Raw genomic sequence first — 21,058 nt, 5'->3', positions numbered from 1 at the left:
AGTAAATAATGTTAGTTGAGCTGGATATTAAGAACTTCGCCATTATCAAGGCGTTGAAGGTTCGCTTTCAAGAAAATATGACAGTATTGATTGGTGAAACCGGTGCAGGTAAATCAATTATCATTGATGCAGTTTCTTTATTAATGGGTGGCCGCGGCCAAAAGGAAATGGTTCGCAGCGGTGAAAAGAAAGCAGTTGTAACGGGACTATTTGAAGTAAATCAAAGTGCTAAAAAAATTGCGGCATTATGTGAAAAATATGGTTTACCAGATTCTGATGGTCAGTTGGTAATTAGTCGTGAGTTAGCAATTAAAGGACGTAATGTTGTCCGTATTAACGGGCAGTTAACGACAATTAATGTTTTACGTGAAATTGGCAATTATTTAGTTGATATTCACGGGCAAAATGATCAGCAGATATTGATGGATCAAGACCGCCAAATTGACTTAGTTGATAATTATGCTCCAGCTGGCTTTAAGGCTGATTTAGCGGCTTATCAAGCTGATTTTGCTAAGTGGCAAAACTTAACTGCACGGTTAAATCACTTGCGTAAAGATGCACAGGAATTAGCGCAAAAGCAGGACATTTTGAAATTTCAAAATGATGAATTAGCAGCGGCTAATTTAACAGATCCTCATGAAGATGAACAGCTTGAAGAGGAATTTAACGAATTAAATAATTACCAAAAAATTGTCGATACTGCTAATTATTTGATGCAGTTATATGATGATGACGAACACGGCATTGAGACCCTGCTGGGAGACGCGCAAAATGCTGCTAATGAATTAACTGAATATGGTTCAAAATTTAAGGATATTGCTAAAACAATTGATGATGGAGTTTACGCATTGAGTGACGCGCGCAGTGAATTATCAAATGTACTTGATGAGCTGGACTTTGATGATGAGCGATTTCAGTATGTTTCCAATCGTTTAGATACATTGAATTCATTGAAGAAAAAATATGGCCCTAGTCTTGAAGATGTTTTTGCCTTTTATACTAAGGTGCAAACGGAATTAGGCCAGTATGAAACTGGTGGCCTTGATGAAGAAGAATTGCAACAGCAGGTTGCTGAAATTGAAAGTAAACTGACGCAAGAAGCTCGCGGCCTGCATAATACCCGTGAACAAGTTGCCCGCAGTCTTGAAGAAAAAATCAAGCACGAATTAGCCGATCTTTATATGGCAAAAGCGCGTTTTGCAATTGATTTTGCGACAACAAATACCTTTACCAATAAGGGAACCGACACGATTGTCTTTTTAATTGCGCCAAATCCAGGTGAAGATCTGATGCCGCTAGTTAAGATAGTTTCTGGTGGTGAGCAGTCCCGACTGATTTTAGCCTTAAAGGCGATTTTTAGTCGGGGTGAACCAGTAGGTACAATGATTTTTGATGAAATTGATACCGGGGTTTCCGGACGTGTTTCCGCTGCAATTGGTGCCAAAATGCATTCAATTGGTGAAGATAAGCAGGTAATTGCGATTACGCATTCACCGCAAGTTGCGGCTGCTGGTGACCAGAAGTACTTGGTAGCTAAGCAGGTTAAAGATGGCGCTACGTACACGCAAATTGGGCCGCTGACGCAGGAGGAAACTATTACCGCGATTGCGGAAATGATGGCCGGCAGTGATGTCACAGAAGCAGCTAAGCAAAATGCTGAAGATTTAATGAAGAGTTTTAAAAAGAAACAATGAATAAGCAAATAGAAGAATACTGGCATAATTTTTGTAATAAGCAGGCGATTGATCCTAGCGAATTAGATGAAGCTTTTGCCTTTGGCGATACCAAACAAATGGCTGACGAGCTGGCGAATTTAGTTAATCGGGGAATAAAAACGGCAACAACTAGCCTTTATGATCCAGATGATAGTCTGGCACAAGTTGGTAAATACTGTATTATTCTGAATGGGTCTGAAGAGCCGGTTTGTGTTATTCAAAATAAGGTCTGCGAAATAATGCCTTTTAAGCAGGTATCGCAAGAGCATGCTTATCATGAGGGTGAAGGTAACCGAACGTATGCATATTGGCGTAAGGCGCATGTTGATTTCTTTACTAAGGAATGCAAGCAAAATCATTGGACTTTTAGTGAAGAAACACTGGTTGTTTGTGAAGTTTTTGCAAAAATTGCATAATGAAAAAGACGAGAACTTAAAATTCTCGTCTTTTTAAATGTTATATACTATGCCAAATTTATCCGAAAAATATTGCTAACATCAATTATTTTTAGAATTTTTTGATCATTTAAGTGTAAAACGAACCGATTAACTGACAGCCAATTAACGATCTGGTCAATTTCACTTGAGTCATCAAAATAGGTTAAGTAAAACATCGCAGCGGTGAAGTAAGGCAAAATTTAAGGCTGATAAAATAGCATTACTAACTTGGCTATAAACGCTTAACTTATTAATATTATAAGTAAATAATGGTATATTTTCTTAAGCGAGTTTTTCATTATTGTACTCCCTAAAAAATTGCGAACATTGGTTTTAGAAAACAAGTGTTTGACCTAAATTTACTTAAAAAACTTATTAACTTGAAAAACTATTACATTTAGTTTTAAATAGACTTAATAGCTTTTTATAGGGGAGTATGGCATGGCAGATAAAGGGTTGTTACTTGTCCTTTCAGGTCCTTCAGGCGTTGGCAAAGGAACTGTTAAAAGTGCAATAGTTGAGAACAAAGTTTTTCCGTTCGAATATTCAGTATCGATGACGACACGCAAGCCTAGACCTGGTGAGGTTGACGGCAAGGATTACTACTTTGTGAGCGAAGAACGTTTTAAACAAGCTATTAACCATGGTGAACTTCTAGAATATAATAGATATGTGAACCATTGTTATGGTACGCCTTTGGCTCCAGTTAAGCAGATGCTGGAGCAGGGTAAAGATGTTTTGCTCGAGATAGACGTTAATGGGGCGCAGAAGGTACGTGAAAAAATGCCAGACGGAGTTTTTATTTTCTTAACACCGCCAGACTTGCACACATTACATATGCGTTTAGAAAATCGTGGTACAGAATCAGAAGACGTTATTATGGGTCGTATTAAGCAAGCCAGACATGAAATTTTGGTGATGCAAGATTATGATTATGCTGTTGTCAATGATACTGTTGCCAACGCAGTTGATCACATCAAGGCAATCGTTGATGCCGAACATGTTAGCGTTAAGCGAGTTATTGATACTTACCGGAAAATGGTCAGGGAGGACTAATTATGAGAGTTACATATCCATCAATTGACAAGTTATTAGATCGCGTTGATTCGCGTTATTCGTTGTCAGTGCTTGCAGCAAAGAGAGCACACGAATTAGAGGCTGGCGATCCAGAGGCTTTAAAGAATTACAAGTCACAAAAGTCTGTTGGTAAAGCGTTGGAAGAAATTGAAGCCGGTAAAGTTACCATTGATCAAAAACATCGCGAGGTTAATCAATAAGTTGGTTAAATTTTATGACCTTCATCAGCAAGTGGTGGAGGTCATTTTTTTCAATTTTAAGGTGATTAAATGATTGCGCAAGTAATTGTCGATATTGCGGCTAAACAAACAGACCGCGTTTTTGAATATCATATTCCTGATGAGTTAGGTGAGGTAGAGATTGGTGCGCGGGTCTTTGTGCCTTTTGGACCGCGTAAATTGCAGGGATTTGTCGTAGGTTTAAGTGAGATTAGTCACTTTCAAGGCAAATTAAAAGATTTACTATTAGTGGTTGATGAAATGCCACCGTTAACGCCAGAATTAGTTGCATTATCACAGGCACTAGCAAAACAGATTTTTTCTTATCGGATTACGATTTTGAAGGCAATGTTACCGCGAGTGATGCGGGCAAATTATCGTAAGATTTTAGTACCACTTTCTGATAAAGCCAAGAAAATACCCTTTTTTCAGGGAGAACCAGTTGACTTAAGTAAAATTACTGCACCTAAAGAAATTTCTTTTGTACGTAAATTATTAAATAATGACGATGCTAAAATTGAATATCTTGTTGAAAATAAGGCAAAAGTTAAGATGCAAAATCAATATTCTTTGTGTTTACCTAAAGAAGAATACATTAAAATTTATAATTCACTTAGACAGAATGCAGTTAAGCAAAAGCAGCTGTTGCAAGAGATAATTACAAATTATAGTTCCTTTCCTAAAATGCAGGCTAATTTAGAGCAAGATGCGCACTTAACTACGGCTACGCTAACTAGTGCAGTTAAAAAAGGTTGGCTTAAAAAAGCGACAATTGAAATTTATCGCGATCCCTTTGCCACTTCTGCTGTGACACCACAAAAAAAGCAACGAATAAAGTTAAATCAGGAACAACGGGCTGCCTTAGCTAAACTTAGTCCCGCAATTGCCGATGCTCAAGCACAAACCTTTTTGCTAGAAGGAATTACTGGCAGTGGTAAGACCGAAGTCTATTTGCATGCAATTAGTCAAACACTAGAATTAGGTAAAAATGCACTAATGTTGGTCCCGGAGATTTCACTGACACCCCAAATGGTTACGCAAGTTAAAGGCCGCTTTGGCGCACAAGTTGCTGTTCTACATAGTGGCTTGTCAGAAGGCGAACTTTATGATGAATGGCGGCGAATTAGACGGGGAGAAGTCCGAGTAGTTGTTGGGGCGCGCAGTGCTGTTTTTGCACCGTTAACAAATATTGGCTTGATTGTTATTGATGAGGAGCATGAGTCATCTTATAAGCAAGAGGATAATCCGCGTTATCATGCGCGTGATGTAGCTCTTTGGCGCAGTAAATATAATTCTTGCCCTGTACTTCTTGGTAGTGCAACCCCATCGCTTGCTAGTCGTGCTCGTGCTCAAAAAGGCGTTTATCAATTGTTGCAGCTAAAGAAGCGGGCTAATAATAAGCAATTGCCCCAAGTTAATTTACTTGATCTTAAGCAAGCAGACTTTGCTGGAGGACAATTTGATCTGTCAGTACAGCTAGTTGAAGCAATTAAGGCACGATTAATTAAAAAAGAGCAAGTTATTCTAATGCTTAATCGGCGTGGTTTTGCCAATTTTATGCTGTGCCGCGAGTGTGGTTACGTTATGCAATGTCCGAATTGTGATCTTTCCTTAACAATGCACAAAGATACTGGACAGATGCAATGCCATTATTGTGGTTATACGGAAGCAATTCCTGCAGTTTGTCCCAAGTGTCATAGCTCAAAAATTCGTTTTTTGGGAACGGGAACGCAAAAAGTGCAGGAAGAATTAACTGCACTTTTACCGGGAACAAGAATTTTACGAATGGATGTCGATACAACAAGGCGTAAGGGCGCGTTTAAACGCATTTTGGATAGTTTTGGCAATCATGAAGCTGATATTTTATTAGGTACGCAGATGATTGCTAAGGGGTTAGACTTTTCTAATGTAACTTTAGTTGGTGTAATTAACGCCGATACTGGACTTTGGGTACCAGATTATAATGCCTCTGAGCGCACGTTTGAGTTGTTGACGCAAGTTGCTGGTCGAGCAGGTCGGGCAGAAAAAAAGGGTGAAGTGATCATTCAAACCTTCAATCCCGATCACTATGCGATTAAATTTGCCCAAACGCAGGATTATGAACGTTTTTATGCTTATGAAATGCAAATGCGTCATGCAGGTAATTATCCGCCGTATTTTTATACAGTACTGATTTCCGTAGCAGCTAAAAAAGAGCAGAATGCCGCTCGGGAAGCCTTTAAAATAAAACAGCGTTTGCAGGCTAATTTGCATCCGGCAACAATTATTTTGGGACCAACACCAAGTGCAATTTCTCGCTTAAAAAATCAATATTATTATCAAATACTGGTAAAATATAAAAAAGAAGCTAACTTAAATAATTTGTTGCACCAAATTCAGGACTCTGCACAAGAAGTTAAACGGTACGGCTTAAATATATATATTGATAATGAACCAGAACGGATTATGTAAAGGAGAATACTCATGACTTCAGTTATTTTTATGGGGACGCCAGACTTTGGGGTGCCAATTTTGCGGGCTTTAGTCGCAGATCACTATGAGGTTAAGGCAGTTGTTACTCAGCCTGATAAAAAGGTGGGACGGAAGCAAAAAGTTACTAAAACGCCAGTCAAAATAGCAGCAGAAGAATTAGGCTTGCCAGTTGTGCAGCCAGTAAAACTGTCTGGTTCGCTAGAAGTGGATCAATTAATTGCTTTGCATGTAGATTTGATTGTTACGGCTGCTTACGGGCAATTTTTGCCGACTAAGTTTCTCAGTTCGGTTAAAATTGCGGCGGTTAATGTTCATGGCTCACTTTTGCCGAAGTACCGTGGCGGTGCACCAATTCAGTATTCCTTGATTAATGGGGATGCCGAAACTGGAGTTACGATCATGGAAATGGTTAAAAAGATGGATGCTGGTGATATTTATGCACAACAAGCATTAAAGATTGAGCCAGAAGATACGGCAGGCAGTGTTTTTGCTAAATTATCCTTAATTGGGCGGGATTTACTGCTTAAGACCTTACCGCAGATTATTGCTGATCCAAGTAAGAAAACACCACAAGATACTAGTGCCGTTGTCTTCTCACCAAATATTAGCAAGGATCAAGAGCAAATTAAGCTTGATTTGACAGCCACTGCTGCTAATAATCTAATTCGTGGTCTTAATCCTGATCCGGGTGCCTATTTACTGGTTGACGGTAAAAGAATGAAGGTTTGGCGGGCACAAGTTAGTTCTGAGCAAACAACTTTGCCTGCTGGTAGTTTAGTTGCCAATAAGGGACGATTTGCTATTAGTTTTGCTAACCATACGGTTCTAGAATTGTTAGAATTGCAACCGGCTGGAAAAAAGCGATTAGACGTCAAGAGCTTTTTAAACGGACAAGGTAGTAAGTACACAGTAGGAGAAAAAATTGTCGCTGACTAAAAGTGCGCGTGCAGTTGCGCTAGAAACACTGCTTCGCGTTTTGCGCGATGGTTCTTATTCGAACATTAGTCTGAACAACAGTTTACGTAATACTCATTTGAGCGTGGCTGATCGTAATTTTTGTACGCGGTTAGTCTATGGTACGATTCAGTATAAAATATATTTAGAATATCAATTGCAAGGTCTAATTAAAACTAAACTCAAGGAAGATTACTTATGGCCTCTGCTACTGATGTCGGCATATCAAATTCTATTTTTAGATCGAATTCCTAACCGAGCTACAGTTAATGAAGCTAACTTATTAGCTAAGCAATTTGGCAAGCGAAATTCAACGGGTTTCAAAATAGTTAACGGCATTTTGCATGCGCTGATTCGGCGGGGTCCAGTATTGCCACGTAAGCAAGATGCTGTACAATATTTGAGTGTTAAAGAGAGCGTACCTGAATGGTTAGTTCGGTATTTGATTGACCATTGGGGCCTAGAGAGAGCTAGTAAAATTCTTGCTAGTATTAATTTACCGGCTAAAAATGTGGTACGCTTAGCACGTTCGGCAGATAAACAGCAGGTAATAACTGCATTGACGAATTTAGACTTTGCGCCTGAAGAATCAGCGATATCAAATACTAGCTTGGTGCTTAATCGTGGTGGTGTCAGTGAAACTGATTTATTTAAAAATGGACAATTGACAATTCAAGATGAAGCTGCTAGTTTGGCAGTAAGCGCTTTTAATTTTACTGGTGATGAGACAGTTTTAGATGCCTGTAGTGCTCCCGGCGGTAAAACTGTGCAATTAGCTGAGCAGTTAACAACAGGTGATGTTACGGCACTTGATATTCACGATAAGAAGTTACGGTTAGTTAAGCAAAATGCTAGTAGAATGAATGTTGCCAAGCGAGTTAAAACCAAGGCCATGGATGCCCGTAAAGCCGATCAAGTTTTTGCTAAGGGGCAATTTAGTAAGATTTTAGTAGATGCTCCATGTTCAGGTTTAGGTTTACTAAGGCGTAAACCTGAAATTCGTTACACCAAAAAGTTAGCTGATTTAACTAGTTTACAGCGGGTTCAGCTTGATTTACTTGATCATCTTAGTTCACTTGTTAAGGTAAAGGGTGAATTAGTTTATTCAACTTGTACAATTGCAGTTGAAGAGGATGAAGAAGTAGTTAAAGCATTTTTGCAAGGGCATCCTGAGTTTAAGCTGCAAGCTTTTGAGGCAGGCAAGTTGGTTGCTCCCACAGGGATGCTTAAGATTATGCCTGATAGTTATGGTAGTGATGGCTTTTTTATTGCTAAGTTTGTAATGCGAGGTTAGAGTTTTGATCAAAACAGCATATGCTTCAAGTATTGGACGGATACGAAAAAGTAATCAAGATTTTGTACAGGTTTTTAAAAATAAAAGTGCTGCTACTATGGCAGTAGTCTGTGATGGTATGGGTGGTCATCAAGGAGGCGATGTTGCCTCGACAATGGCCGTTAGCCATTTGGGGCACAGCTTTAGTATGACTGACTTTGATGATTGTATTAGTGCTCATAAGTGGCTTGAGGTACAGCTGAATACTGAAAACGAAACAATTCTTAAAACGGCAGATCGTTTTCCCGACTTGAATGGGATGGGGACAACAATTGTTGTTGCAATTGCTTTTAAGCATGCTGCTTTGATTGCACATTTAGGTGATTCCCGAGCATATAGTTATACTAATGGTCAATTTACGCAATTAGTAGAGGATCATTCACTTGTTAACGAACTTGTCAAAATGGGACAAATTACCAAGCAGCAGGCCAAGCATCATCCGCAAAAAAATATTATTACTCAGGCTTTAGGCGTTTCCAGTACAATTGATCCGGAATTTCGCCAAATTGAGCTTCATGATAATGATATTATTTTGTTATGTACGGATGGTTTGACTAACTCTCTTAGTGATCCACAGATTCAGCAAATTTTGGCGACTAAGGATTTATCACTAAAAGATCGTTGTCATAAGCTAATTAATGAGGCTAATCGTTTAGGCGGTGGTGATAATATTACTGTTTGTCTGGTAACTAATGAAGGCGGTGGCGCGCAGTGATCAATAAAGGCTACTTACTAGGTGACCGCTATCGCATTATTGATACTCTAGGCGAAGGCGGCATGGCTAACGTTTATTTGGCTGAAGATATTATCTTGCAGCGTAAAGTCGCGGTTAAAATTTTGCGCCTTGACTTGCAGCGAGAACCGCAGACATTAGCTCGATTTCAGCGAGAAGCTTTGGCGACCAGTGAATTAAGTCATCCTAATATTGTGATGGTACTTGATGTTGGCACCGATCACGGGTTGCCTTACATGGTAATGGAATATGTTTCGGGTCCGGATCTAAAAGATTATATTCGACAAAATTCACCGCTGGATTTACATGATGTTGTCCGCATTATGGATCAGATCTTGAGTGCAATGGCGTTAGCGCATAAACATAATGTAATTCACCGTGATTTAAAGCCGCAGAATATCTTGATGGATAAACGCGGTAACATTAAAATTGCTGATTTTGGGATTGCGGTTGCTTTGAATCAAAATTCAATTACACAAACTAACTCAGCAGTTGGCTCAGTTCATTATATGTCTCCCGAGCAGACGCGTGGTGGCTTGGTGACTAAGCAATCTGATATTTATTCTTTAGGAATTATTCTTTATGAATTGATTACTGGTTCGGTTCCATTTAATGGCGATACGGCAGTGGCAATTGCTCTTAAGCATGCTCAGGAGCCGATTCCATCAATTAAGGAAAAAGATCCTAAAGTTCCACAGGCTTTAGAAAATGTTGTTTTAAAAGCCACGGCTAAGGACCCACGTGATCGGTATAATTCAGCTCAAGAAATGCAAGCAGATTTAGATACTAGTCTTGATCCAAGTCGTGCAAATGAGCCAGTTTTTTTACCATACCATGGTCTAGACAATGATGAAACAATTGTGCTGCCTAATTTTAAAGCAAGTCAGCACACTAAACAGGATGAAAAACAATCACCAGATCAGGATTTGACCAAGCCAACAAGTAATTTTTGGCAAAATTTGCGTAAAAATAAGTGGTGGTGGCTGTTTGTGGCAATTGCGGCAATTGCTGTTGTCGGCTTAATGTTTTTAGTCTTGTCGAATAATAGTCATTCAAATGTTCGGATACCAGACGTTACCAATTTAACGGAAAGAAGTGCACGCAAACAATTGGAAAATGTCGGTTTGCAAATTGGTCAGATCAAGCATAAAAAGTCCGATAGCATTGATCGTGGGCGAGTGATTGCAACTTCGCCAGCTGCTGGTACACAAACACGGCGTGGACGAGTGATTAATCTGTATATTTCGTCAGGTACAGGAATGGTGCGCGTTCCTGATGTGACTGGGGAAGACTATAATTTTGCTGTCCAGCAGCTGCAAAAGATGGGCTTTGAAGTCATTCGTGAAAATCAGTTTTCACCGAGTGTGCCGCTAGGCCACGTTATTAGTCAAAGTATTGCCGCTGATGTTGAAGTTCGCCCTGATCAGACGACGATTACATTAGTAGTGTCCAAAGGTCATGATGAAGGTCCTAAGCGTGATACTATTAAATTAAGTAATTTTAAAAATGAATCATTGAAAACTGCTCAAGAATATGCACATAAATACGGCTTAACTCTGCAAGTAACGCCGACTTATTCAAACAAAGTTAAAAAGGGAATGATCATTTCAATGAGCCCAGCAGCTGGAACTGAGGTTCAACGCGGCAGTACGATTACTGTTAGCGTGTCTGAAGGTCCTAATCAAGAAAAAGATTCTACAGCAATTAAAACTTTTACCGTTAATTATGAAAAGAACAATGGTGAAGATTCAGCCAAAGAAGGCAATCATGTCCAAATTTATATTTCTGATGATAGTCATAATTTGAGCAATATTTATCGTGATCTTTATATCAAGCGTGATATGAACTTTTCGATTCCGTTTTCACTAAAGCATGGTTCGGGAGCATTAAAAGTTGTTCGTGATGGTCAGACAGTTTTAAATGAAAAGGTGAATAAATGAGCGCGCAAGTTGAAGGAATCGTCGTTGGCTTGGTTGCCGGATTTTATGACGTGCAAACGCCAAGTGGAATTGTTCGAACACGGGCACGCGGAGTTTTTCGTAAGAAAAAGCAAAAACCGACAGTTGGTGACCATGTTAAAATTCAAGTTGATGCTCAGGGTACTAATTACTTGGTTGAAATTATGCCACGGCTTAACTTGATTGGTCGACCAGCACTAGCGAATGTTAACCATGTGCTATTAGTTATTTCGGCGGCGCAGCCTGATTTTTCTGTGCAGCTGTTAGACCGGTATTTAACTTTCTTTTCGTGGCAGCAAGTTGCAGTTAGCATTTATTTATCCAAGAGCGATTTGGTAACTGCCAATAAATGCCAAGAAATTAAGCATGAGCTCGCTTATTATGCCGCAATTGGTTACCCTATTTATGATAATTGGTCAGAATTAGCAGCTGAATTACCAACAGTTATTACTGCTGGGCAAATTTGGACACTAGCTGGGCAGTCAGGGGCTGGCAAGTCAACCTTAATTAATCATTTGAAAAAGGATTTACAGCAGGAAACAGCTGCAATTTCTACTAGTTTAAATCGGGGTAAGCATACTACTAGAACTGTTCAATTATTTAGTCTTGGTCAGGGCTTTTTGGCTGACACCCCCGGCTTTTCAGCAATTGATTTTACGCCGATTAAGCTTAATGAACTTTGTAATTATTTTGTTGAGTTTAAAAGAGCCAGCAGTCAATGTAAGTTTCGTGGCTGTCAACATCTGCAAGAACCCGGCTGTGAAATAAAAAAATTAGTTGCCTCTGGCAAAATTCGCCCAAGCCGTTATGAAGATTATTTGACAATGCGAACGGAAATTACTAATGGTCGGATACCCGAATATTTAAAATGAGGAAGAAAAAATGTTAATTGCACCATCAATTTTGAATGCAAATAATTTGGACTTAAAAAGTGACATACAAGCAGCCGTAACTGCTGGTATCCGCCGCTTTCACATTGATATTATGGATGGACATTTTGTTCCTAACTTATCATTTGGTCCCCAATTAGTTAGTGATTTTAAGGCTCAGTTTCCTGAAATTGAGGCCGAAATTCATTTAATGAGTAATCAACCAGAAGTATTGGTGCCTGCATTTGTTAAGGCTGGTGCGGACTTAGTCGAACTGCACTATGAAGCAATGACTGAAGAAGAGCTTAACAAGTGGCTAGATTATCTTAATGAGCAGCATGTTAAGGCTGGCTTAGTTCTTAGTCCAGATACACCAGTTACTGTCTTAACTAAGTTTAAAGCTAAAATTCAGCAAGTATTATTAATGACAGTTTATCCGGGATTCGGTGGGCAAAAATTTTTACCAACTGCCGTTTCTAAAGTTAAGCAGGCAAATGAATTGCTTGCAGGACAACTGCCAATTGAAGTTGATGGTGGGATTAATGCTGTAACAGCTAAAACCGCGCGGGATGCTGGTGCCAGTGTAATTGTCGCTGGTTCGTATATCTTTAAAAGTGGTGCAATTGCTGGTCAGGTAGATGAATTAATGGAGATTTTACGATGAAGGCAATTGCATTATTAGGAGGCCCAGAAGCAGAGTGGCCGCGTTCGATTAAGCAAATTTTATCACGGGCAAATAAAAATAGAGATTTACTAATTGGAGTTGATCGGGGAAGTTTGCTCTTAGAAGAGTTGGGTTTTACTCCTGATTTAGCTATTGGGGATTTTGATTCACTTCAAGCAACTGAATTAAAGCAAATTACCACTAGTGTTTCAGATGTCCGTTATTCCTTACCAGAAAAAGACTATACAGATACAGAATTGATGATTAGGGCAGCCTTTAATGATTACCATGTAGATTCGTTATTGTTACTGGGTGCAACTGGTGGTCGATTAGATCATTTTTTGGTGAACCTGTTAATGATGCTTAATCCAGCCGTTAATCAGTATGCAGAAAGAGTGCAGCTCCTTGACCAGCAGAATTTAATTAATTTTTATAATCCAGGGGAGCATGATGTGCAAAAGCAGCAAGATTATACTTATTTTGGTGTTGCAACATTAACTGCTGTTAAAAATTTGCGTATTACTCATGCTAAGTATAAGTTAGCACATTATAATAATACGATTCCGGTTTCCTTTGGCTCTAATGAATTTTTGCCGCATGAAAAATTCTTTAAATTAGCATTTACTGCGGGCACAGTTGCGGTAATTCAAGCTAAAGATCTAGATCGTTTTCAAAATATTTAAAAAAGAAAAACCATTTTCCAGTTATAATTCTGGAAAATGGTTTTTAATTTAAGACAATAAAAAAGTACTAGAAATTAATCTAGTACTTTTTTTGGTATGTTAGGCACGAGTAACTTTACCAGACTTCAAGGTCTTAGTAGAAACCCATACACGCTTTGGTTTACCATCAACAAGGATACGCACTTTTTGAAGGTTTGGCTTCCAAGCACGACGTGCTGAATTCAATGAGTGAGAACGTGTGTTACCAAAAGTGGTCTTTTTACCTGTTATATAATCTTTTGCCATTTGCTAAACCTCCTTTATTTGTGTTTTCATACTTACTTAAGATAGCATAACTTTAATTGGAATGCAACTGCAAAAGTATTTTTTATAAATGGATTTTTACGTTTATCTTGGATTACTATGATAAAATAGATTCATACTAAAAGAACAATGAGACGGAGGATAAACATGGCTGTTAAAATCAAAACAAAAAAAGGTTTGATTGATATTTCAAACGGAGTAATCGCAACTGTCGTTGGTAGCGCAGCTACGTCTAATTATGGTGTTGTCGGAATGGCATCTAAAAATGCAATTCGTGATGGCTTTGATGGAATTCTTAATCGAGCAAATTATAAGCGCGGCGTTGTCGTCAAGTCAGAGGATAATGAAATTACGGTTGATGTTTATATTATAATCGGCTATGGCTTGAAGATTTCTGAAGTTAGTCGTAATGTACAAGATAGCGTTAAATTTAGTTTAAAAAATCAGCTTGGCATAGATACAAGAGCTGTTAACGTGATCGTTCAAAGTGTTAAGGTACTTGACGAGTAACTCAATCGGAGGTTTAGAATATTGGTTTTAAAGGAAATAGATAGTAACAAATTTAGAGATATGGTCCGAGTTGCCACGCATCGGATGGGACGCAATGCAGAGTTCGTTAATTCATTGAATGTTTTTCCCGTTCCTGATGGTGATACTGGTACTAATATGAATTTGACTATTGAAAGTGGTGCTAAAGCAGTTGCTGAAAATACCAGTACTAGTGTCGGCGATTTGACTGAAAGTCTAGCTAAGGGAATGCTAATGGGTGCCCGTGGTAATAGTGGTGTTATTTCTTCACAGCTTTTTAGAGGAATTTATAAGGCAACTCAAGGGATGCAAACTCTTAATGCACAAGAATTGGCTAATGCTTTTTCAAATGGGGTAGCGACCGCGTATAAGGCCGTAATGAAACCAGTTGAAGGAACGATTTTGACAGTTGCTCGGGTTGCTGCTCAAGAAGGGGCCAACAAGGCTAACGAAACTGATGATGTTGAAGAAGTCATGAAGGCAATTGTCGAAGGAGCCAAAAAATCGCTGAAGACGACCCCTGATTTATTGCCGGTATTAAAGCAAGTTGGTGTTGTCGATTCAGGTGGTCAAGGGTTGCTCTTTATCTATGAAGGCTTTTTGGAGGGTATTCTGGGTGAGAACTTTGCTGATCGCTACCAACCAGACAAAGGTGAAATGGACGAGATGATTAATGCCATGCACCACCAATCAGTGCAGACTCAATTATCTACGCAGGATATTAAAAATGGTTATTGTACCGAGATTATGGTTGACCTAACTGCAGATATTCCTGACAAAAAGCAATTTAATCTTGAAGAGTTTAGAAAACATCTGTCTGAAATTGGTGATTCGCTGTTGGCGGTTTCTGATGATGAGGTCGTTAAGGTGCATATTCATACTGAACACCCCGGATCAGTTTTCCAATATGGCAGTCAGTTTGGTCAATTAGGCAAAATTAAGATTGATAATATGCGGATTCAACATGAAACAATTGTTAATGATAGTGAAGAAAAGCAAGAGAGTGTTGATTTTGCAGTGATTGCTGTTGCTTCTGGCAATGGTATCCGTAAGTTGTTTGAAAGTGAGGGGGTCAACCGGATTATTTCTGGTGGACAAACAATGAACCCGTCTACACAGGATATTATTGATGCGATTAAGAAGTCTGGGGCACAAAAGGCTATTGTTCTGCCAAATAACGGTAATATTGTGATGGCAGCTAAGCAAGCCGCAGAAGTCAGTGATATTCCGGTAGGAATTGTACCAACTAAGACAATTTCTCAAGGTCTGACAGCAATGCTTTCTTTTGATCCTGAAATGTCAGTTGAGGACAATGTTACCAGCATGACTGAAGATCTTGATACAGTTGTTTCTGGAGAAGTAACGCAGGCTAATCGTGATACGACAATTAATGAAGTTGAGGTTCACGCAAATGATTACCTTGGCATTATTGATGGTGATATCCAAATTGATGATCCAGATTTAATTCAGGCGACTGTTGCCATGATTGAAAAGATGCTAGATGAAGATTCAGAAATTATTACAGTAATGTTTGGCCGAGATTCAACTAAGAAGCAGGCTGATCAAGTTGTAGCTAAGCTGAAAGAAATGCATGATGATCTTGAATTTGAGGTTCATGATGGTGGTCAACCAGTTTACAATTTCCTGATTTCTGTTGAATAAAAAATGAATACAGAAGCATTGTTTGCGCCGGTAACAGATTTAAAAGGTGTCGGGACTAAAACCGCAGCTGCTTTAGGCAGCTTGGGGATTTATAGTATTTATGATTTACTATTTTATTTTCCGTTTCGCTATGATGAACTTCAGACATTACCGCTTGATCAGATCATGGATGGTCAGAAGGTAATGCTAAAAGGTATCGTAGCCACAGAAGCTTTTGTTAGTCGTTTTGGCTATAAAAAGAGTCGGCTCAGCTTTAAGATGCGAATTGACCATGATGTTATCATGGTCAATTTTTTTAATCAGCCGTGGTTGAAAGATAAGATTGAAATTGGGCAAGAAGTTGCCATTTATGGTAAGTATAATGTTGCACGGCAAAGTTTATCTGGTTTTAAATTTGTGGCGGCAAAAGAAAATGATAGTGGCATGGCGCCAATTTATCCAGTTAACCGGCATTTGCGCCAGAAGAAATTAGTTGAGTTAATTAACTTGGCTCTGACTAATTTTTTACCGCTAGTTGAAGATGTTGTTCCAATAGAAATTCGGCAAAAGTATCGTTTACTTTCGGAACGAGATATTGTTGCCAAAATGCATCATCCGAAAAATAGCCATGAGGCAGAATTAGCTAAAAGAAGTGCAATTTTTCGAGAATTCTTTATTTTTCAAACAGAATTAGCCCAATTAGTTCGCGGTAACAGTAAGCATCATGGAATTGCCAAAAAATATGATTTAACCGAAGTTGCTAAGTTAACTGCGTCACTGCCGTTTGCTTTATCACCTGACCAAAAACAGGTTGTTAATGAAATTTTTTCAGATTTGCACTCAACTAGACAGATGCAGCGCCTATTGCAAGGTGATGTTGGCTCTGGTAAAACGGTAGTTGCAGTTTATGCAATTTTTGCGGCGGTAACTGCGGGCTTCCAAGCAGCATTAATGGTTCCAACAGAAATTCTAGCAGCACAGCATTTTAAAAAAATTGATGAACTGTTGCGACCTTTAGGTGTGCGAGTTGCACTCTTAACTGGAACTACGAAAACACTTGAACGTCGTGAAATTTATCGTGAATTAACAGACGGAACAATTAACGTTGTAATTGGTACGCATGCATTAATTCAAGCAAAAGTTATTTTTAAAAAATTAGGTTTGGTAATTATTGATGAACAACATCGTTTTGGCGTGGGACAGAGGCAGGCCTTAGTTAATAAGGGGCAAAGTCCAGATGTTTTAGCGATGACAGCCACACCGATTCCGCGGACGTTAGCCTTAACCGTCTATGGTGAAACCACCGTTTCAGAAATTCGTCACCTGCCAGCTGGTCGTAAGCAGATTATTTCTGAATGGAAGACTAGCTCCCAGATGACTGATGTTTATCAGTTAATGCATCAGCAGCTCGAACAGGGATTCCAAATCTATGCGGTAACCCCGCTTATTACCGAGTCCGAAGCAATTGATTTGAAAAATGCAGAACAATTGCATGCAAAATTAAGCCACGATTTTCCGCAACAGAATGTAGTACTCCTGCATGGGCAAATGTCGGGAACGCAAAAAGATGAAATTATGACGGAGTTTGCAGCAGGTAAAATTAATATTTTAGTGGCAACGAGTGTAATCGAAGTTGGCGTTGATGTGGCTAATGCCAATATGATGGTAATTTATAATGCTGATCGTTTTGGCATTAGTCAATTGCATCAGCTGCGTGGACGGATTGGCCGTGGCAAAACGCAGAGCTATTGCATTTTCATGGCAGATCCTAAAACAGACGCTGGTAAGGCTCGGATGCAGATTGTTTCTTCAACAACAGATGGCTTTAAATTAGCTGAGGAAGATTTAAAAATGCGTGGTGAAGGTGACCTGTTTGGCAAAGCCCAATCGGGATTACCGGAATTTCAAGTTGGTAATGTTGTCAATAATTATGAAACATTAGTGGTGGCACAAAAAGTGGCTCGAAGTCTGATTGACGCCGATCCTCAATTGACAGCTGCTGCCCATAAGCCATTACGACAAGTGCTAGAATATAAACAATTACAGCAAGAACGAACATAGAAAAGATTGTGGTGAAGATATGAGAATAATTGCAGTAGATGCGATGGGCGGCGAAAATGCTCCAGACGCGATCGTCAAAGCCGTATTGCAGGCTAAAGCAGAATTAACAGAAACAAAATTTATTTTATTTGGTGATGAAAGCAAAATTACGAAATTACTTGGCGCAGATAATGAGCGAGTTACCGTAGTTGCAACAAGTGAAATTATTAATGATGCAGATGAGCCCGTGAAGGCAATTCGCAGAAAGAAGGATTCATCGCTGGTTGTAGCAGCCAATTACGTTAAGGAGGGCAAAGCAGACGCACTTTTGTCTTTAGGCAATACTGGCGCGCTCCTATCCTGTGGTATTTTTATCATTGGACGGATTAAAGGAATTGCGCGGCCCGGTTTAATGCCGACTTTACCCGTTAAAAATTCGGATGATGGCTTTAACATGATTGATGTTGGTGCTAATGCTAAAAGCAAGCCGGAATATATCTTGGCTTGGGCTAAAATGGCGGCTTATTATGCAGAAAAGGTGCGAGGAATCAATAATCCACGAGTAGCACTTTTAAACAATGGCGCTGAAAGTGATAAGGGGGATGATGTCCATCAAGCAGCATACCAGTTATTACTCGATAGCAAGTTGAATTTTATCGGTAATATTGAAGGTAATGAATTGCTTGAGGGCAAAGCTGACGTGGTTGCAACTGATGGCTTTACTGGCAATGCAGTCTTAAAAAATATTGAAGGTACATCGAGCGTTTTAATTCATCTGTTAAAAGATAATTTATTAAATAACGGTTTAATGGTTAAAATTGGTGCCTTGCTGATAAAAAATGCACTAAAAGGTCTAGTATCAAAATTTGATACGGCAAAGTATGGCGGTGCTGTCCTACTTGGCGTTAATGCTCCAGTCGTTAAAACCCATGGTCGTTCGGATCAACGAGCAATTTACTTTACACTAAAACAGATTGATAAAATATTACAAGAAAAAATTATTGATGAATTTAAAGCAGAATTTTCTTCTGCTGAATAATTAATTAAGGTATACTTAGAAATTATAAGGAGAACAGATATGACAGAAGAAGCAATTTTTACAAAAATTAGAGATATTTTAGCAGATAATTTTGAAATTAGCCAAGATAAAATTACTAAGGAAACTAACTTTACTAAGGATCTAGATGCAGATTCTATTGACCTTGTTGAATTTATTTTGCAATTAGAAGATGAATTTGGTGCAGAAATTTCAGATGATGATGCTGAAAAAATTCAAACAGTTGGTGACGCCGTGCAATACATTGCTATTCACCAAAATTAATTTCTTAAAAAGTAAATTGTAATTTGCATGGAGCTTAATTGATGTATATAATTAGAAATTAAATAAATTTATTAAATAACTTTAATGAATTTATTGCAAAATTAGAGAGGAGAAATGACCTTTGGAAAAACAAAGTGATCTCTTGCTGGATATTCAGCATTTACATACGGCGTACCGGTTACAGGGAAAATTTTATGATGCTGCAGATGATATTAATATTACTCTGAAGCGTGATGAAATTTTATCTGTCGTAGGTGAATCTGGTTGTGGTAAGAGTACGATTGCCGCAAGTATTATTGGTCTGTATGATCATAAAAATACGAAAGTAACGGGTGACATTCTATATAATGAATTGAACTTAGTTGGTCTAAATGAATCCCTGTTCAACAAGATTCGGGGAAACAAGATTGGGATGATCTTTCAAGATCCGCTTGCTAGTCTAAATCCCTTAATGCGTGTTGGTGATCAAGTTGCTGAAACCCTTTATTATCATACTGATATGAATGAAAAGGAACGATATGATCGGGTAATTGAATTATTCAATCAAGTTGGCATGCCAAAACCGGAAGAAATGTACAGTATGTATCCACATGAATTATCAGGTGGCTTACGGCAACGGGTTGTAATTGCAATGGCAATTGCATGTAAGCCGGAGGTAATTATCGCAGATGAACCAACAACGGCTTTGGATGTAACTATTCAAGCACAGATTTTGGATCTTCTAGAAGATATTCAGCGGCAGTCACATTCAGGCATCATTTTGATTACGCATGATTTGGGCGTTGTTGCTGAAACAGCTGATCAAGTTGCTGTTATGTATGGTGGTCAAATTGTTGAAAAAGCAGATGTTAAAACAATTTTTGATCATCCATTACATCCATACACACGTTCATTGCTAAACTCAATGCCACAAACTGATGATGAAAGCGAAGATTTGCACGTTATCCAGGGGACAGTTCCTTCATTGAAGAATATGTTGCGGACAGGTGACCGATTTGCACCACGAATTCCGTGGATTCCTGCAAGTGCTCATGAAGAAAATCCGGTAATGCATGAAGTTGAACCCGGTCATTGGGTCAGATGCACTTGCTGGAAGAACTTCCACTTCCAAAATCAAAACGCTGAAGTAAGTGAGGCGTAATTTATGGCTAAAGAAATTATTCAAATAAAGAATTTAAAAGTTCATTATCCAATTAGAACTGGTTTTTGGAATCGGATTACTGATTATGTTCGTGCTGTTGATGATATTAGTATTACGATTAACGAAGGTGAAACCTACGGCTTAATTGGTGAGTCTGGCTCAGGTAAGTCAACTACTGGTAAGGCAATTGTTGGTGTTGAACCCGTTACTAGCGGTCAAATTATTTATAAAGGTGTCGATATTACAAAATCTAGTAACCGGCGCAAGTTGAATTATAACAAGGATGTCCAGATGATCTTTCAGGATTCAATGTCTAGTCTGAATCCACGCAAGCGAATTGAGGATATTATTGCTGAGCCCATTCGTAATTTTGAGAATCTAACGACTGATCAAGAACGTGATCGAGTGCAAGAATTGCTTGATATTGTTGGGATGCCTAGTGATGCTATTTATAAATATCCGCATGAATTTTCCGGTGGTCAGCGTCAAAGAATTGGTGTTGCCCGTGCTGTTGCGACCAATCCAAGATTGATTGTAGCTGATGAACCAACAAGTGCTTTGGACTTGTCAGTGCAAGCACAGGTTTTGAACTTTATGAAGCATATTCAGCAGAAATATAATATTGCATACTTATTTATTTCTCATGATTTAGGTGTTGTTAAGCACATGTCTGAGAATTTAGCGATCATGCACCGTGGACGGTTAGTTGAAATCGGCACTCGTGAAGATATTTATAATAATCCAATGCATATCTATACTAAGCGGTTATTGTCAGCAATTCCTAAGGTAGATGTTGAACATCGCGAGCAGCATAAGCAAGAGCGTAACCGCGTTGAACAAGAATTTCAAAACGACCAAAGTGCTTGGTATGACAAGGATGGCCGGGTTTATCCGTTGCAGCACTTTTCTGGTAAACATTATGTTGCTTTGCCTCCAGAGCAAGTAAATCAAGAAAAGGAGAGTGACTAAAA

At 38.9% G+C, this 21,058-nt stretch carries 20 protein-coding genes; 19 read left to right on the top strand and 1 reads right to left on the bottom strand.

Translation table 11 applies throughout. The features are described 5' to 3' along the window. Positions 1-8 precede the first annotated feature (8 nt). From recN to OZY43_RS05090, 12 genes are all read left to right on the top strand, one after another. Complete coding sequence (recN, locus tag OZY43_RS05145; RefSeq protein ID WP_277164003.1) at positions 9-1,694, top strand: DNA repair protein RecN; 1,686 nt, start codon at positions 9-11, stop codon at positions 1,692-1,694. Next, a complete protein-coding gene (locus OZY43_RS05140) occupies positions 1,691-2,131 on the top strand; it encodes an ASCH domain-containing protein (RefSeq protein ID WP_277164002.1) in 441 nt (146 codons plus the stop codon). Before recN ends, OZY43_RS05140 begins: the two co-directional genes overlap by 4 nt. A 462-nt stretch (positions 2,132-2,593) precedes the next feature. Continuing rightward, entirely contained in the window at positions 2,594-3,208 is a 615-nt protein-coding gene (gene gmk / locus OZY43_RS05135) for a guanylate kinase (RefSeq protein ID WP_277164001.1), read from the top strand. Between the two features lie 2 nt (positions 3,209-3,210). Further along, positions 3,211-3,429 carry a DNA-directed RNA polymerase subunit omega gene (gene rpoZ / locus OZY43_RS05130; RefSeq protein ID WP_277164000.1) on the top strand — a complete coding sequence of 73 codons (219 nt, stop codon included), beginning with the start codon at positions 3,211-3,213 and terminating at the stop codon, positions 3,427-3,429. Positions 3,430-3,498: 69 nt separating this feature from the next. Beyond that, the gene (priA, locus tag OZY43_RS05125) at positions 3,499-5,898 is read left to right on the top strand and encodes a primosomal protein N' (RefSeq protein ID WP_277163999.1); all 2,400 of its coding nucleotides are present in this window, start codon (positions 3,499-3,501) and stop codon (positions 5,896-5,898) included. A 12-nt stretch (positions 5,899-5,910) separates the two neighbouring features. Further along, the gene (fmt, locus tag OZY43_RS05120) at positions 5,911-6,855 is read left to right on the top strand and encodes a methionyl-tRNA formyltransferase (RefSeq protein WP_277163998.1); all 945 of its coding nucleotides are present in this window, start codon (positions 5,911-5,913) and stop codon (positions 6,853-6,855) included. Then, the gene (gene rsmB, locus OZY43_RS05115; RefSeq protein WP_277163997.1) at positions 6,842-8,167 is read left to right on the top strand and encodes a 16S rRNA (cytosine(967)-C(5))-methyltransferase RsmB; all 1,326 of its coding nucleotides are present in this window, start codon (positions 6,842-6,844) and stop codon (positions 8,165-8,167) included. The genes fmt and rsmB overlap by 14 nt, the downstream gene beginning before the upstream one ends. Positions 8,168-8,171: 4 nt before the next feature. Further along, complete coding sequence (locus OZY43_RS05110; RefSeq protein ID WP_277163996.1) at positions 8,172-8,921, top strand: Stp1/IreP family PP2C-type Ser/Thr phosphatase; 750 nt, start codon at positions 8,172-8,174, stop codon at positions 8,919-8,921. Continuing rightward, the gene (gene pknB / locus OZY43_RS05105; RefSeq protein ID WP_277163995.1) at positions 8,918-10,879 is read left to right on the top strand and encodes a Stk1 family PASTA domain-containing Ser/Thr kinase; all 1,962 of its coding nucleotides are present in this window, start codon (positions 8,918-8,920) and stop codon (positions 10,877-10,879) included. Before OZY43_RS05110 ends, pknB begins: the two co-directional genes overlap by 4 nt. Next, the gene (gene rsgA / locus OZY43_RS05100; protein WP_277163994.1) at positions 10,876-11,769 is read left to right on the top strand and encodes a ribosome small subunit-dependent GTPase A; all 894 of its coding nucleotides are present in this window, start codon (positions 10,876-10,878) and stop codon (positions 11,767-11,769) included. The genes pknB and rsgA overlap by 4 nt, the downstream gene beginning before the upstream one ends. A gap of 10 nt (positions 11,770-11,779) precedes the next feature. Further along, entirely contained in the window at positions 11,780-12,430 is a 651-nt protein-coding gene (locus OZY43_RS05095; protein WP_277163993.1) for a ribulose-phosphate 3-epimerase, read from the top strand. Then, the gene (locus OZY43_RS05090) at positions 12,427-13,113 is read left to right on the top strand and encodes a thiamine diphosphokinase (protein ID WP_277163992.1); all 687 of its coding nucleotides are present in this window, start codon (positions 12,427-12,429) and stop codon (positions 13,111-13,113) included. Before OZY43_RS05095 ends, OZY43_RS05090 begins: the two co-directional genes overlap by 4 nt. 99 nt (positions 13,114-13,212) lie before the next feature. Here the strand turns inward: OZY43_RS05090 and rpmB are convergent, their stop codons facing one another. After that, positions 13,213-13,398, bottom strand: a complete 186-nt coding sequence (rpmB, locus tag OZY43_RS05085) for a 50S ribosomal protein L28 (RefSeq protein WP_277133595.1) — start codon at positions 13,396-13,398, stop codon at positions 13,213-13,215. 165 nt (positions 13,399-13,563) lie between these two features. Between rpmB and OZY43_RS05080 the strand changes: the two genes are divergently transcribed. From OZY43_RS05080 to OZY43_RS05050, 7 genes are all read left to right on the top strand, one after another. Next, positions 13,564-13,926, top strand: a complete 363-nt coding sequence (locus OZY43_RS05080) for an Asp23/Gls24 family envelope stress response protein (RefSeq protein WP_277163991.1) — start codon at positions 13,564-13,566, stop codon at positions 13,924-13,926. A 21-nt stretch (positions 13,927-13,947) separates the two neighbouring features. Beyond that, a complete protein-coding gene (locus OZY43_RS05075) occupies positions 13,948-15,606 on the top strand; it encodes a DAK2 domain-containing protein (protein ID WP_277163990.1) in 1,659 nt (552 codons plus the stop codon). 3 nt (positions 15,607-15,609) lie between these two features. Further along, positions 15,610-17,646, top strand: a complete 2,037-nt coding sequence (gene recG, locus OZY43_RS05070; protein WP_277163989.1) for an ATP-dependent DNA helicase RecG — start codon at positions 15,610-15,612, stop codon at positions 17,644-17,646. A 19-nt stretch (positions 17,647-17,665) separates the two neighbouring features. After that, positions 17,666-18,664 carry a phosphate acyltransferase PlsX gene (gene plsX, locus OZY43_RS05065; RefSeq protein ID WP_277163988.1) on the top strand — a complete coding sequence of 333 codons (999 nt, stop codon included), beginning with the start codon at positions 17,666-17,668 and terminating at the stop codon, positions 18,662-18,664. A 39-nt stretch (positions 18,665-18,703) separates the two neighbouring features. Then, entirely contained in the window at positions 18,704-18,946 is a 243-nt protein-coding gene (acpP, locus tag OZY43_RS05060) for an acyl carrier protein (RefSeq protein WP_277163987.1), read from the top strand. A gap of 121 nt (positions 18,947-19,067) precedes the next feature. Beyond that, the gene (locus OZY43_RS05055) at positions 19,068-20,087 is read left to right on the top strand and encodes an ABC transporter ATP-binding protein (RefSeq protein WP_277163986.1); all 1,020 of its coding nucleotides are present in this window, start codon (positions 19,068-19,070) and stop codon (positions 20,085-20,087) included. Between the two features lie 3 nt (positions 20,088-20,090). Next, positions 20,091-21,056, top strand: coding sequence for an ATP-binding cassette domain-containing protein (locus OZY43_RS05050; RefSeq protein WP_277163985.1), 966 nt, complete (start codon positions 20,091-20,093; stop codon positions 21,054-21,056). Positions 21,057-21,058 lie beyond the last annotated feature (2 nt).

It is taken from the genome of Lactobacillus sp. ESL0785 (assembly GCF_029395455.1).
In the GTDB taxonomy this organism is placed as follows: Bacteria; Bacillota; Bacilli; order Lactobacillales; family Lactobacillaceae; genus Lactobacillus.
Note: the sequence above shows the minus strand (reverse complement) of the source record. Positions and strands in the feature narration are given on the sequence as shown.

Coding starts and splice junctions, on each gene's coding strand:
- fmt (WP_277163998.1), top strand. CDS start 5,911: ATGACTTCAGTTATTTTTATGGGGACGCCAGACTTTGGGGTGCCAATT.
- acpP (WP_277163987.1), top strand. CDS start 18,704: ATGACAGAAGAAGCAATTTTTACAAAAATTAGAGATATTTTAGCAGAT.
- priA (WP_277163999.1), top strand. CDS start 3,499: ATGATTGCGCAAGTAATTGTCGATATTGCGGCTAAACAAACAGACCGC.
- rsgA (WP_277163994.1), top strand. CDS start 10,876: ATGAGCGCGCAAGTTGAAGGAATCGTCGTTGGCTTGGTTGCCGGATTT.
- OZY43_RS05095 (WP_277163993.1), top strand. CDS start 11,780: ATGTTAATTGCACCATCAATTTTGAATGCAAATAATTTGGACTTAAAA.
- OZY43_RS05050 (WP_277163985.1), top strand. CDS start 20,091: ATGGCTAAAGAAATTATTCAAATAAAGAATTTAAAAGTTCATTATCCA.
- rpmB (WP_277133595.1), bottom strand. CDS start 13,398: ATGGCAAAAGATTATATAACAGGTAAAAAGACCACTTTTGGTAACACA.
- plsX (WP_277163988.1), top strand. CDS start 17,666: ATGAGAATAATTGCAGTAGATGCGATGGGCGGCGAAAATGCTCCAGAC.
- rpoZ (WP_277164000.1), top strand. CDS start 3,211: ATGAGAGTTACATATCCATCAATTGACAAGTTATTAGATCGCGTTGAT.
- recN (WP_277164003.1), top strand. CDS start 9: ATGTTAGTTGAGCTGGATATTAAGAACTTCGCCATTATCAAGGCGTTG.
- OZY43_RS05090 (WP_277163992.1), top strand. CDS start 12,427: ATGAAGGCAATTGCATTATTAGGAGGCCCAGAAGCAGAGTGGCCGCGT.
- OZY43_RS05140 (WP_277164002.1), top strand. CDS start 1,691: ATGAATAAGCAAATAGAAGAATACTGGCATAATTTTTGTAATAAGCAG.
- recG (WP_277163989.1), top strand. CDS start 15,610: ATGAATACAGAAGCATTGTTTGCGCCGGTAACAGATTTAAAAGGTGTC.
- OZY43_RS05080 (WP_277163991.1), top strand. CDS start 13,564: ATGGCTGTTAAAATCAAAACAAAAAAAGGTTTGATTGATATTTCAAAC.
- gmk (WP_277164001.1), top strand. CDS start 2,594: ATGGCAGATAAAGGGTTGTTACTTGTCCTTTCAGGTCCTTCAGGCGTT.